This window comes from Chitinophaga sp. CF418, from assembly GCF_900142925.1.
In the GTDB taxonomy this organism is placed as follows: domain Bacteria; phylum Bacteroidota; class Bacteroidia; order Chitinophagales; family Chitinophagaceae; genus Chitinophaga.
In genome coordinates, this window is record NZ_FRCN01000007.1 from 455,810 (window position 1) to 469,757 (window position 13,948).

7 protein-coding genes are annotated in these 13,948 nt (G+C 46.0%); 3 read left to right on the forward strand and 4 right to left on the reverse strand.

All coding sequences use genetic code 11. The annotated features are described in order from the left end of the window. Positions 1–2: 2 nt before the first annotated feature. The 4 genes from kdpB to F3I09_RS17950 form a co-directional block, all read right to left on the reverse strand. Positions 3–2,057 (reverse strand): potassium-transporting ATPase subunit KdpB, encoded by a 2,055-nt coding sequence (gene kdpB / locus F3I09_RS17935; protein WP_149696402.1) that lies wholly within the window; start codon positions 2,055–2,057, stop codon positions 3–5. Positions 2,058–2,140: 83 nt separating this feature from the next. Then, on the reverse strand, positions 2,141–3,853 hold the full coding sequence (gene kdpA, locus F3I09_RS17940; protein ID WP_149696403.1) for a potassium-transporting ATPase subunit KdpA: 1,713 nt from the start codon (positions 3,851–3,853) through the stop codon (positions 2,141–2,143). A 17-nt stretch (positions 3,854–3,870) separates the two neighbouring features. Next, complete coding sequence (gene kdpF, locus F3I09_RS34780; RefSeq protein ID WP_089837633.1) at positions 3,871–3,951, reverse strand: K(+)-transporting ATPase subunit F; 81 nt, start codon at positions 3,949–3,951, stop codon at positions 3,871–3,873. Positions 3,952–4,069: 118 nt separating this feature from the next. Next, entirely contained in the window at positions 4,070–4,429 is a 360-nt protein-coding gene (locus F3I09_RS17950) for a hypothetical protein (protein ID WP_149696404.1), read from the reverse strand. Positions 4,430–4,753: 324 nt separating this feature from the next. On the opposite strand from F3I09_RS17950, the gene F3I09_RS17955 reads away from it, so the two are divergent. The 3 genes from F3I09_RS17955 to F3I09_RS17965 all read left to right on the forward strand — a co-directional run. Then, positions 4,754–5,554, forward strand: coding sequence for a thioredoxin family protein (locus tag F3I09_RS17955; RefSeq protein WP_149696405.1), 801 nt, complete (start codon positions 4,754–4,756; stop codon positions 5,552–5,554). A gap of 101 nt (positions 5,555–5,655) precedes the next feature. Next, on the forward strand, positions 5,656–6,102 hold the full coding sequence (locus F3I09_RS17960) for an organic hydroperoxide resistance protein (RefSeq protein WP_149696406.1): 447 nt from the start codon (positions 5,656–5,658) through the stop codon (positions 6,100–6,102). Between the two features lie 830 nt (positions 6,103–6,932). Continuing rightward, positions 6,933–13,948 (forward strand): hypothetical protein (locus F3I09_RS17965; RefSeq protein WP_149696407.1); only part of this gene is annotated, 7,016 nt, incomplete at its 3' end.

Below are 13,948 nucleotides of genomic sequence, written 5' to 3' on the forward strand. Positions count from 1 at the left end.
GATTACATGAAAAGGGTAAGGAACAGATCGATGATCTTGATACCGATGAAAGGAATAATAACGCCGCCAAAACCATATATCAGCAGGTTCCTGCGCAACAGGGCGCTGGCGCCGATAGGTTTGTAGGCCACTCCTTTGAGTGCCAGTGGTATCAATGCAGGAATAATGAGTGCATTGAAGATCACGGCAGAAAGAATAGCGCTCTCCGGAGAAGCCAGGTGCATAATGTTGAGCCCCTGCAAAGCCGGAATAGCGGTTACAAAAAGTGCTGGTACGATGGCAAAATACTTTGCCACGTCGTTTGCGATGGAAAAAGTAGTGAGTGTACCACGTGTCATCAGTAACTGTTTACCAATTTCCACGATCTCAATCAGTTTAGTCGGGTCGTTATCAAGGTCCACCATGTTGCCTGCTTCTTTAGCCGCCTGGGTACCACTGTTCATTGCCACACCTACGTCAGCCTGTGCCAGCGCTGGTGCGTCATTGGTACCGTCTCCCATCATCGCCACCAGTTTACCACCTTCCTGTTCCTTACGGATATAGATCATTTTATCTTCAGGTTTGGCTTCGGCGATGAAGTCGTCCACACCTGCTTTTTCAGCGATATATTTTGCTGTGAGCGGGTTATCGCCTGTAACCATCACGGTCTTTACACCCATTCTCCGAAGACGCTCAAAACGTTCACGTATACCGGGTTTGATGATATCCTGCAGTTCGATCACACCGATCACTGCTTCGTTGCGGCTTACCACCAGCGGCGTACCACCATTGGAGGAGATCTCTTTTACTTTCTCTTCTGTTTCACCAGGGAATGGATGACCCGCTTTCTCAACGATATGACGGATAGCGTCATAAGCGCCCTTACGGATACGCAGTCCGTTGAGATTCAGTCCGCTGCTACGGGTTTCGGCAGTAAACTCAATAAAGGTGGCTTCTTCCGTGCTGGGTTGGGCAACTTTAATACCTTTCTCTGCGGCCAGTTCCACGATAGATTTACCTTCAGGTGTTTCGTCTGCCATAGAGGCCAGTGCACAGGCTTCGAAGAACTCTTTCTTGCCGATGCCAAGGGCAGGCCAGAAGTGAGTGGCTTTACGGTTACCGATGGTGATAGTACCGGTTTTATCGAGCAACAGTGTATCGAGGTCGCCGGCAGTTTCTACCGCTTTACCACTTTTAGTGATGACATTGGCTCTCAGTGCACGGTCCATACCTGCGATACCGATCGCACTGAGCAGCCCGCCGATAGTTGTAGGTATAAGACAGACAAACAGGGATACAAAAGCCGCGATGGTGATGGGTGTGTTGGCATAATCACCAAAAGGCTTTAAGGTTACGCAAACGATGGTGAAGACCAGCGTAAAGCTTGCCAGCAGTATGGTAAGCGCAATTTCGTTAGGCGTTTTCTGACGACTGGCTCCTTCTACGAGTGCGATCATTTTGTCCAGGAAGCTTTCACCCGGATCGGTCGTTACACGTACCTTAATCCTGTCGCTCAATACTTTGGTACCACCTGTTACGGATGATTTATCACCGCCGGATTCACGGATCACCGGAGCAGATTCACCGGTAATGGCTGATTCATCGATAGTAGCCAGACCCTGAACGATCTCTCCGTCCATAGGGATCATATCGCCGGCTTCACATATAAAGAAATCACCTTTACGCAGCTGTGAAGAAGGTACGATCTTGATCTCGTTGGTATATACCTCACCTATTGCAAACACCTTCTTTGCAGGCGTTTCTTCCCTTGTTTTACGAAGGCTTTCTGCCTGCGCTTTACCTCTTGCTTCGGCGATCGCTTCAGCGAAATTGGCAAAGAGAAGGGTTAGCAACAGGATGATAAACACAGCGAGGTTGTATCCGAAAGAGCCCTGTGAAGTATCTCCGGTAAGAGCAGTGTAGAGCGTAACAACCAGCATGATAGCAGTACCGATCTCCACGGTGAACATTACCGGGTTGCGGAACATGATCTTGGGAGAGAGTTTGACAAAGGCCTGTTTTAAGGCGCCGCTCACCAGTGCCGGTTCAAAAAGTTTATTATGAGTGTGTTCAGACATATAATTCAAGTTTTGCGAACAAGGTTGTCATAGGATAGTAACCTGATAATGATTTAGACTTAGGATAGTAACAAAAGATTTTATCAGAAGGACTGGAAATATTCTGCTATAGGTCCCAGTGTCAGTGCAGGGAAGAAGGCCAGTGCTGCGACAATCATGATCACAGCGTAGGTCATGATACCGAATGTAGCGGTATCTGTCTGCAAAGTACCTGCGGATTCAGGGATATATTTCTTCTTAGCCAGGATACCTGCGATGGCAACCGGGCCGATGATAGGAATAAAGCGGCCGAGTATCATCACTATGCCGGTGCTGATATTCCAGAATATATTATTGTCTGCTAAACCTTCAAAGCCGGAGCCGTTGTTGGCAGAGGAAGATGTATACTCATACAGCATTTCTGAGAATCCGTGATTTGACGGATTGTTGAGCCATGCACCGGGTTGTACTGACCATGCTATCTGCGGATGATGTGCCGCAAAGTATGCTGACAGTGCAGTGCCAACCAGTACCAGAAACGGATGGAAGAGCGCAATGATAGCAGCGATCTTCATCTCACGGGCTTCTACTTTACGTCCCATGAATTCGGGCGTACGTCCTACCATTAGTCCGGAGATGAATACCGCGATGATGAGGAAGATAAAGTAGTTGAGCAGGCCCACGCCTTTACCACCATAGAAACAGTTCGTCATCATACCCAACATCTGCATAGCGCCTGATAAAGGCATGGAACTATCGTGCATGGAGTTCACAGAACCCGTGGAGATGATCGTGGTCATTACCTGCCAGTAGGCTGAAGCTGGTACGCCTATGCGCACTTCTTTACCCTCCATGGCGGTGATATCTTTCAGACCCATATGACCCAGAAGCGGGTTGCCGCTTATTTCGGAGATAAGGTTAGGTATCATTAAGGTAAGCATCCCTGCGGTCATTACGCCAAAGATGACATAGCCGAGTTTTCTTCTGCGGATAAAGAAACCGAATGCAAAGATCAGCGCCATAGGCAGTATTACCTGTGAGACGATCTCTACCACGTTGGTAAAGTAGTTTGGATTTTCCAACGGGTGAGCGGAATTGGCGCCAAACCATCCACCACCATTGGTACCAAGGTGTTTGATGGCGATCATACCGGCAGCAGGACCTCTGGAAACCTGTACGGAATCGCCCTGTACGGTCACAATACTGTCTTTCCCGTCAAAGCTGGCCGGAGTGCCGTTGAACGCCAGTATGGTGGCCATAATGATGCTCAGCGGGAGCAGTATACGGGTGATCGTTTTTGTGAAGAATACGAAGAAATTACCCAGTTTCTCAGTCGTTTTTTCGGCAAAGGCCCTGAACAGTACTGCTACTGCGGCAACGCCGGTAGCTGCAGATACGAATTGCAGGAAGGTGATAACAAAGAGCTGGGAAAAATAGGTAAGCCCGGATTCGCCTGAATAGTGCTGCAGGTTACAGTTCACCAGGAAGCTGATGGCTGTATTGAAGGCCAGATCAGGCGTCATATCCGGGTTGCCGTCCGGATTGAGTGGGAGATGTGACTGGAACAGCAGGACGAAGAAGGCATATATCAGCCATACCAGGTTGATAGATAACAAGGCCGCCAAGTGTTGCTTCCAGTTCATCTCTTTATGAGGATCTATCCCGCAGATGCGGTAGATAAAACGTTCCACAGGATTCAGGAAGTCGGTGAAGGTACGTTCGCCATGGAATACTTTTGAAATGTATTTACCCAGCGGGAACGCTATCACCAGTGTTATGATAAAGGTGAGAATAACACCTGTTATTTCGCTGTTCATTATTAATCGGTTTGAGATCAGAATTTTTCAGGTTTCAGGAGAACATACACCAGGTAGATGAATACGAGGATGGATATTATTAGCAGTATTGTCATCATAGTTATTCAATTATATGTTTTCGAAGAAATCTATTGATTTATAAAAGAGATAAAAGCAAATAAGCATAATGAGCAGATAGATTGCGATAAGCATATGAAGTGTTTTTTAAATGATAGATTATACGCCTGGCTTCAGTACCTGCTGGATATAGAGGGAAAAGAGCACAGCCGGCATTACCCGCTGTATTTCCAGCCACTCCTGGCGACTGCAGGAAAGTCTGAAACTCGAGAATGAAAAGATGAAAACATTTTCGATGGCAGTTTTCATCAGCTGGTTACCACGGTTGTAGATCTTTTCTGCAAGTACCATACAACGTTGTACCTGACGCAGCTGATGCTGTTGCAACATCCTGGCGGTATAGTTAGCCAATACCTTTACAGAGAGGTATGCGCTGCCAAAAACGGGTGCACATACTATTTCCTTTTGTATTTCTGGTATTTCATCCGCTATTTGAGCGGCGGCTTCATATTGGTTCATAAAAATCAATTTACAGGGTAATAAAGGCGAATGGCATGCCTGGTCCTGGCATAAAACGGCAGTTTCGGCGGAAAACCGCTACTGGCAAGGAATTATAATTGCTGAGCATGAGTAGGGTGATAAAAAAGGTCCTTTAAAACCCTCTCATTTTGAGAAAGGTTTATCAATTTGGATAAGACAGACTCCCCCCTGAATATTGGGCCCCCCGGTTGTCCGGTTCACCCCCTGATTTGCCCGACAGGCGCTTTGGCACTATGCGTTGTTCCGGATTTGTTGTCCATTTGTACTGTGATTGACAATTATTCAACGATTCAATTAAAACACATGAGACCAGTTAACATATTAATTATCACCACCGCTTTAACAGGCCTGCTTATCGGAATGGCCGCCTTTGTAAGCGTATCAAATGAAAGAGTAATGAAAGATGTACAGAAAGCGAAGGATAGCAAGGGCTTCGCTGTTGTGGAGCTGTTCACCTCGGAAGGATGCTCCAGTTGTCCGCCGGCTGATGCGCTGTTGGAACGTATCCAGCAGGACAATGAGAATAAACAGATATATATCATGGCCTTCCATGTTGATTACTGGGATCACCAGGGTTGGAGAGACCGGTTCAGCGATCATAGATACTCAGAAAGGCAACAGCAGTATGCCGGATGGTTTGGGCTGTCTACTGTTTATACACCCCAGGTGGTAATAAATGGCGAGAGGGAATTTGTTGGTTCAAATGCCGGCGCTATTGTCAAAGCGATCTCCAATGGTCTGGAAGATGGATCTACAGATAGTGTAAGTCTCCATGCAAAGATCGGAAAAGGCAAATTATATATAGAACACGAAGTACCCGGCATACAAAAGGATGCGGAGTTAGTACTTGCGTTGGTGGAGAAAGAGGCACAGAGTAATGTAAAAGCTGGTGAAAATTCAGGCAGGAAGTTATCTCATGTACAGATAGTACGGCAGCTGGCAGTTGTTGATGCAAACAGTAGTAAAGAAGTTGAGATGAAGTTGCCGGAAGGCTTTAGTGAAAATGGCTGGGAGTTGATAGGGTTTGTGCAGCGTAATGCAGATGGTCATATCACAGCAGCTGGCAGAACCGGGTTTCAGTCAGCAGAAGATGCAGGTAAATAATGCAAATCAGGAACTTTAGAAAATCAGATCAACTCATCGAAGCATTCGATGTAATTATAAAAGTAAACAGTAATAAAAAAAACAAACATAAAATACAGATCATGGAAAACAATAACAATGGAGTGATCACTGCTCCCAGGATTGAAAAAGTATTATATACAGGTAAGACTCATACGACTGGCGGAAGAGAAGGAAAGTCAAGCAGCTCAGATGGTCGTTTAGATATCAGGTTATCTTCTCCGGGAAGCACAGACCCTGGTACTAATCCGGAACAGCTGTTTGCCGCAGGATGGTCAGCGTGTTTCATGGGGGCGATTGGCATCGCTGCAGCAAAATCGAAAGTAGCCTTGCCGACAGATTTCTATGTTGATGCAGAGGTGGATCTTGGTTTAACAGGTGTTGCATACTTCCTGCAGGCCCGTCTTAATGTGCATTTGCCCGGACTGAGTACAGAAGTGGCAACAGCGCTTGTGGAAGCTGCGCATCAGACATGTCCGTATTCCAAAGCTATTCATGGAAATGTAAAGGTGGAGACTAACCTGATCTAAATCGTACTATTTTTATCGAATGGGCTATCATATATATATCGTATAGGCCGGGTGATGTTGAATCAGAGCCATCTCATTTTTGAGATGGTTTTTTATTTATAAGGCATATGGGCATTACGTAATTCTGATTTTTTTTCTCTTTTGGCGACTTTTTTTTCTGAGATGAGGGAGGCAGCGTACTTACAAGTTTTGAGTATTCGCTTATGTTGCCAATCAATTAATTAAAGAAGTAATACACTTAAAAAACCGCCGCAATTCTACATTTCAGACAAAAGAAAATAACTGTTATCATGACATTTATGTATACTTTTTATAGTATTATTATTTAATATTACATCCGAATTCGATACTAAGAGACACAGTTTCTACAGAGAGAACCAGAGAGAACCAGAGAGAACAACACCATTATAGTACAGTGGCCATCGAAACTAAAAGACACAGTTTCTAAGAGAGAACCGCAGCGCATAGAGAATAGCACCATTTAGTACAGTGAAATTGAAACTAAGAAACACAGTTTCTAAAGAGAGAATAGTAGCGTATAGAGAACAACTCTATCTCTATCTACTATTTAGTACAGTGGCATTGATAGAGAACTGCAGCAGCTGAACGAATCAACAACAACATTTGAACGGAATTATAGCATGTGAATTGAACGGAAGCGTTAACATAAACCTGTATTCTATTAAATATTCTATACCCTTGAATTAAAAAAAACAGAGCCTATAGTGAAAACTCTACCTATTATGGCGCGCGCGCATTTTATGCGGCTAGGCCTCATATTATTACTACTTACTGGTGGGCGCGTTTGGGCGACCCCCGAATGTCCGATTGTGACGGCAAGATTTCCTGTGGCAGATGGTACAACTGTTGATAATTCTGCAACAGGCTGGTACCTTGACGCATCAAAGGTAGCCAGCAGTGGCTATTTTGCCGTGAAATCAAATCGTCTACATGCGCAGGAACTGGGAGGAGAGGGGATCTGGTATTCCAAAGTGTTTTCTACCACCGGTTATACGGATTGGCAGACAGCAGTGAAGGTCTCATCAGAGGGTGATATGAACAGTTCTGAGTATGTGAAGATCTATTACAAAATAAATGGAGGGGCTGAGATATTGCTTGATCAGCGTACCGGCAATTTCGGTACGATTGATTTTATATCACCTTTGTTAAATGGCAGTACTGTACAGCTGGTAGTAAAGATCTACAATTATAATAATGGAGGTTCTCAAACATCCAAGTATTATATCGAAGAGTACAGAGTGTTTAAAGAGAAGGGGGCCTGCGCAGGTACTATACCGGTTACAGTAAGTGCTGGTAACAGCGGCGTATTGACATGTGCCAATCCATCTATTACTTTATCTGCAGGTTCCAGTGCATCAAATGTTACTTACAGTTGGACGGGACCTAATAATTTTACTTCTACATCGGCAAATCCTTCAGTTAATACAGCCGGTGTTTATACCGTTACAGGAACCAATTCATCTGGTTCCGGTTCTGCTACCATAACAGTGACAGAAAATAAAGTGGTGCCTGATCTTTCTGCGACGGGTGGTACACTAGCCTGTGGTAGTAATGTTACGCTTAACGCCAGTTCTTCGGTGAGTAACGCGCAATACAGCTGGACAGGCCCCAGTGGTTATACCAGTACAACACAAAATCCTACGGTCAGTACAGCTGGTACTTATACTGTGACTGTGAAGAATCCGGCTAACGGATGTGTCAACTCAAAAGCAGTATCGGTGACGTCAGGTACGGCGGCTGCTACCAATACATGGGTGGAAGATTTTACACTGTCCAACGGTACCAGTGTTGATAATGGTACTACTGCATGGTCGGTTACAACTACTTCCGGCAGTACTTTTTCAGTGGCCAGTAATGAATTTAAAGTCAGCGGTATTGGTACCAGTAGTGAGGGCGTATGGACGTCTGGCTCCATCAACATTGCCGGTAAAACGAATGTAAGTATATCTATTAATACCCGGAGTGCTGTCAGTGGTAGTGCTGTTATGAATGATACCGGTACCTACATGGATTATATCAGGTTCTACTATAAATTGAATGGTGGCGCCGAGGTGTTGTTTGCTGAAAAAAAATCGGCTATCAATAGTCATAGTACCACCAATTCTACTGTGTCTATAGCTGGTTTAAGTGGTTCTAACCTTCAGATTATTGTGAAGGCAAGGGCTTCCGGCTCTGACGAGTTTTATTACTTTGATAATGTAAAAGTAACAGCGGTAGATCCTTCATTAACATTGACGACGGCGGTTAGTGGTCCTGTTACCTGTACGAGCAATGCAACGATCTCCGTAACCCCAAGTGGTACGGTTTCTTCTTATGCCTGGACGGGGCCTAACGGATTTACTTCGACGACACAGAATCCTACTGTAAGTGCAGGTGGAGAATATATCGTTACCGCAACACTGTCTTCAGGATGTACGGTATCGGCGCCTGTGACGGTAACAGAAAATAAAGCGGTGCCGGATATTACCGCGACAGGTGGTGCGTTGGCTTGTATGACGAGTGTAACGTTGAATGCAAGTTCTTCGGTACCGAATGTGTCATATAGCTGGACGGGACCTAATAATTTTACCAATACCTCCAAGAATCCTTCCGTGAGTGCTACAGGAACTTATACTGTCACTGTGAAGGATCCTGCCAATGGATGTACTGCTTCAGCATCTGTACAGGTATCTACAGGTACATCTGCTCCTGCTGCTTTCTGGCTGGAGGATTTTACGTTGGCGAATGGTACTACAGTAGATAATGGTAGTACCGCCTGGACACTGGAAAGCACCGGTGCGGGTACTATTTCCGTGCAGAATAATGAGTTTAAAGTCACTTATGACGCAGCGGCAGAGGCAAAATGGAGCTCAGGTGTAATTGATATTTCCGGCAAGAGTGATGTAGTGATAACTGCAGACCTGCGGAGTGAAACGCCGGGAAGCAGTGATGTGTTTGAAGATGATGATTACATCAGGGTATTCTATAAATTAAACGGCGGTGCTGAAGTGCAGGTGTATAACGATGCAGCGGGTATAGGAACGAGCACCAGTGGTACTGCGAGGATCAGTATTGCTTCTGCTGCATTGAACGGTAGTACGCTGCAGGTGATTATCAGGGCGAGGAACTCAAGTAATACCGAACGATACTACTTTGATAATGTGAAACTGACGGGTGCTGATAAGGCAAGTTCCGGCAGCCTGACTGCAACGGCATCGGTATTGGATACGCTGACCTGTGCTAAAACTTCTATAACCTTGTCTGGCGCTTCAAATGCCAGCGGGGCTTCTTACAGCTGGAGCGGTCCTGGTGACTTTACCTCACCCGCGCAGAATCCTGCAGTAACTACTGCGGGTAATTATACATTGACCGTTACGGATCCTTCAACGGGTTGTACGGCAACGGCTACCGTCACTGTTATTGCAAATACCACCGCACCGGCTGTATCTGCCAGTGTCAGTGGTCCGTTGGGTTGTTCAGCTTCAAGTGTAAACTTATCTGCCAGTTCTCAAACTGCGGGTGTTACTTATGCCTGGACTGGTCCTGGTGGGTTTACATCTGCACTACAGAATCCGGCGGTGAGTGTTGCGGGTGCTTATACTGTTACGGTGAAGGACCCTGTAAATGGATGTACTGCTTCAGCATCTGTACAGGTATCCGGAGGCACATCATCATCGACTCCTGCCGCTTTCTGGCTGGAGGACTTTACTTTGGCGAATGGCACTACTGTAGATAATGGTAGTACGGCCTGGAGCCTGGAAAGTACTGGTGCCGGTACTGTGTCAGTACAGAATAATGAGTTTAAAGTCACTTATGATGCAGCAGCGGAAGCGAAATGGAGTTCAGGCGTAATTGATATTTCCGGTAAGAGTGATGTAGTGATAACTGCAGACCTGAAAAGTGAAACACCTGGAAGCAGCGATGTGTTTGAAGATGATGACTACATCAGGGTATTCTATAAATTGAATGGTGGCGCTGAGGTGCAGGTATATAATGATGCGGCGGGTATAGGTACGAGTACCAGTGGTACCGCGAAGATCAGTATTGCTTCTGCCGCATTGAACGGTAGTACGCTGCAGGTGATTATCAGAGCGAGGAACTCGAGTAATACCGAGCGATACTACTTCGATAACGTGAAACTGACGGGTGCGGACAGGTCCAGTTCCGGTGGCATAACTGCAACTGCATCCGTGACGGATTCGCTGACCTGTGCTAAAACTTCTGTGAACTTGTCCGGCGCTTCAAGTGCGGGCAATGTTACCTACGCATGGAGTGGTCCGGGTAACTTTACCTCAGCAGCACAGAATCCTTCGGTGACAGCTGGCGGTAATTATATACTGACTGTTTCGAATACTTCCGGCTGTACCGGAAAGGATACCGTGACAGTTATAGCTAATACCACGGTACCGACTGCGTCTGCAGGTGTAAGTGGTCCGCTGAGTTGTTCCGCATCCAGTGTAACCTTATCGGCAAGTTCCGAAACTGCGAATGTAACCTATGGCTGGACGGGTCCTAATGGGTTTACGTCTGCTTTACAGAATCCTGCAGTGAGTGTTGCAGGTACATATACATTAACAGTTACAGATCCTGCGAATGGTTGTAAGAATACAGCTACTACTACTGTAACCAGCCTGGGATCTGCCATTGCTACGTTGTGGTTAGAAGACTTTACACTGAATAATGGTACGACTGTAGATAATGGCAGCACTGCCTGGTCTGTACAGACTCCTTCCGGCAGCACTTTTGCTGTGTCCAACAATGAGTTCAAGATTAGTGGTCAGGGTACAAGCGGTGAAAGTGTATGGACATCGGGAGTAATTGACATTAGTGGTAAAACAGGGATAGGAATCTCTGCCAATGCAAGGAGTTCGGTAACCGGTGGTGCAGTGATGAATGAATCAGGCACTTATGCTGATTATCTGCGCTTCTATTATAAATTGAATGGTGGATCAGAGATGTTATATGCAGAGCGTAAGTCTGACATTAATGGTCATTCCACTACATATACTTATGTATCAGTAGCAGGTTTAAACGGCAACAGCCTTCAGCTGGTGATCCGCGCCAGGGCTACAGGTACAGATGAGTTCTACTATGTAGATAATGTGAAGGTGACGGGTACGCCTACGGGAGATCTTATTGCTACTGCAACTGTAAAGGATACGCTGACCTGTGCCAGAACTTCGGTTACACTGTCAGGTAGTTCGAACGTAAGTAGTGTAAGTTATAGCTGGAGTGGTCCGGGTAACTTTACTTCTGCTTCGCAGAATCCTGTAGTGACAGCTGCCGGTAATTATATATTGACTGTTACGAATTCTTCAACAGGTTGTACCGCGAAGGATACCGTGACTGTTATTGCAAATACTGCGGTACCGACTGCCAATGCTGGTGTAAGTGGTCCGCTGAGTTGTGGAGCAACCAGTGTAACGTTGTCCGCAAGCTCTGAAACTGCAGGTGTAACTTATGGCTGGACGGGTCCTAATGGCTTTACGTCTGCACAGCAAAATCCTGTGGTGAGTGTTGCCGGTACATATACCCTGACTGTTACAGATCCTGTGAATGGGTGTAAGAATACCGCTACGGTTACTGTAACGAGTCTGGGATCCACGATTGCTACACTGTGGTTAGAGGACTTCGCACTGAATAATGGCACCACTGTTGATAACGGCAGTACGGCATGGTCTACACAGACTCCTTCCGGCAGTACTTTTGCGGTGTCCAACAACGAGTTCAAGATAAGTGGTCAGGGTACAACTGGTGAAAGTGTATGGACATCGGGAGTGATTGACATCAGTGGTAAAACCGGAGTAGGTATTTCTGCTAATGCAAGAAGTTCGGTGACCGGTGGTGCTGTGATGAATGAATCTGGAATCTATGCTGATTATCTTCGTTTCTATTATAAATTGAATGGCGGATCGGAGGTGTTGTATGCAGAGCGTAAGTCTGATATCAATGGTCATTCAACTACTTATACTTATGTATCTGTAGCTGGTTTAAGCGGTAACAGTCTTCAGCTGGTGATCCGTGCCAGGGCTACAGGTACCGATGAGTTCTACTACGTAGATAATGTGAAGGTGACTGGTACGCCTACAGGTACGCTGACTGCCAATGCTACAGTAAGCGATACACTTACCTGTGCCAGACCTTCAGTTACATTATCAGGTAGTTCAAATACCAGTGATGTTACTTATAGCTGGAGTGGCCCGTCAGGGTTTACTTCAAATGCGCAGAATCCTGCCGTGACGGCGCCTGGTAATTATATACTGACTGTTACGAATTCTTCAACAGGTTGTACCGGGAAGGACACTGTAACAGTTATTCAAAACAATTTTTCACCAGGAGCAACTGCAGAAGTGAGCGGTCCTCTGACCTGTGGATCTCCTACAGTTGTATTGTCTGGTAATTCTGCTACATCAAATGTTAGCTATAGCTGGTCCGGACCAGGTAATTTCTCATCTGCTTTGCAGAATCCGGGAGTAAGTGTTGCGGGAACGTATACCTTAACTGTCAGAAACGCTGTAAATGGTTGTACAAGCACAGCTTCTGTCACCGTACAGCAAAGCATAGATAAGCCGAACCTGACGGTAACACAACCTGGAGCCTTGACTTGTACAAATACGTCAGTGAATTTGACTGCGGCTTCTTCGACCGCTAATACGACGCTTACATGGTCTGGTTTTGCTATAGGGCAGAGCCAGGTAAGTGTGAATGCGCCGGGTAAATATTATGTGACTGCTACTGCTGCCAATGGTTGTACTACTAAGGACAGCGTAACGGTGGCACAGAATATTGTTAAGCCGAACCTGACAATCGCTACACCGCAGGTACTGACCTGTGATAGAACCAGCATCAACTTAACAGCGTCATCTACTACTGCAAACACCACATTCACATGGACTGGTAGGGCTGCTGGCCAGAATCCGATCAGTGTGACTGCTCCTGGTAAGTACTATGTAACGGCAACAACAGCGAATGGTTGTTCTACAATAGATAGTGTAACGGTAACTCAGGATATCGTTAAACCGAACCTGACGATCGCTACACCTCAGGTGCTGACATGTGGTAGAACAAGCGTAAACTTAACCGCATCATCTACTACGGCTAATACTACATTCACATGGTCAGGTAGGGCAGCTGGTCAGAATCCGATCAGTGTGACCGCAGCTGGTAAGTACTATGTAACTGCTACTTCTGCGAATGGTTGTATCAAGACAGATAGTGTAACAGTTACTCAGGATATCGTTAAACCGAGCCTGACGATAGATGCTCCGGATGTACTCACTTGTAACACAACGAGTGTAGATCTGACGGCATCGTCTACTGCACCTGATGCCACATTCTCCTGGGTCGGCAGGCCTGCAGGTCAAAATCCGATATCTGTGATAGCGCCAGGAAAATATTATGTGACAGTAACAACTGCCAATGGTTGTTCTGCTACGGATAGTGTAACCGTTAAGCAGGATACCAATATACCGGACCTGACAGTCGCTACACCGCAGGTACTGACCTGTAACAGGACCAGTGTAAACTTAACGGCGTCATCTACTACTCCTGGTACCACGTTCAACTGGACCGGTTATGCAGCGGGTCAGAACCCGATCAGTGTGACAGCGCCTGGTACGTATTATGTGATTGCTATAGGGGCGAATGGCTGTATCAGGAACGGTGGTAATGTGACAGTAACTCAGGATATCGTTCAACCAAACCTGACAATCGCTACACCACAGGCACTGACCTGTGACAGAACAAGCGTAAGTTTAACGGCATCATCTACTACTGCTGGTACCACGTTCACCTGGACTGGTAGAACTGCTAACCAGAACCCGATCAGCGTAACTGCACCTGGTAA

What these genes read in the sequence shown, in the direction of transcription:
- kdpB (WP_149696402.1), bottom strand. Translation starts at nt 2,057, where the DNA reads ATGTCTGAACACACTCATAATAAACTTTTTGAACCGGCACTGGTGAGC.
- kdpA (WP_149696403.1), bottom strand. Translation starts at nt 3,853, where the DNA reads ATGAACAGCGAAATAACAGGTGTTATTCTCACCTTTATCATAACACTG.
- kdpF (WP_089837633.1), bottom strand. Translation starts at nt 3,951, where the DNA reads ATGATGACAATACTGCTAATAATATCCATCCTCGTATTCATCTACCTG.
- F3I09_RS17950 (WP_149696404.1), bottom strand. Translation starts at nt 4,429, where the DNA reads ATGAACCAATATGAAGCCGCCGCTCAAATAGCGGATGAAATACCAGAA.
- F3I09_RS17955 (WP_149696405.1), top strand. Translation starts at nt 4,754, where the DNA reads ATGAGACCAGTTAACATATTAATTATCACCACCGCTTTAACAGGCCTG.
- F3I09_RS17960 (WP_149696406.1), top strand. Translation starts at nt 5,656, where the DNA reads ATGGAAAACAATAACAATGGAGTGATCACTGCTCCCAGGATTGAAAAA.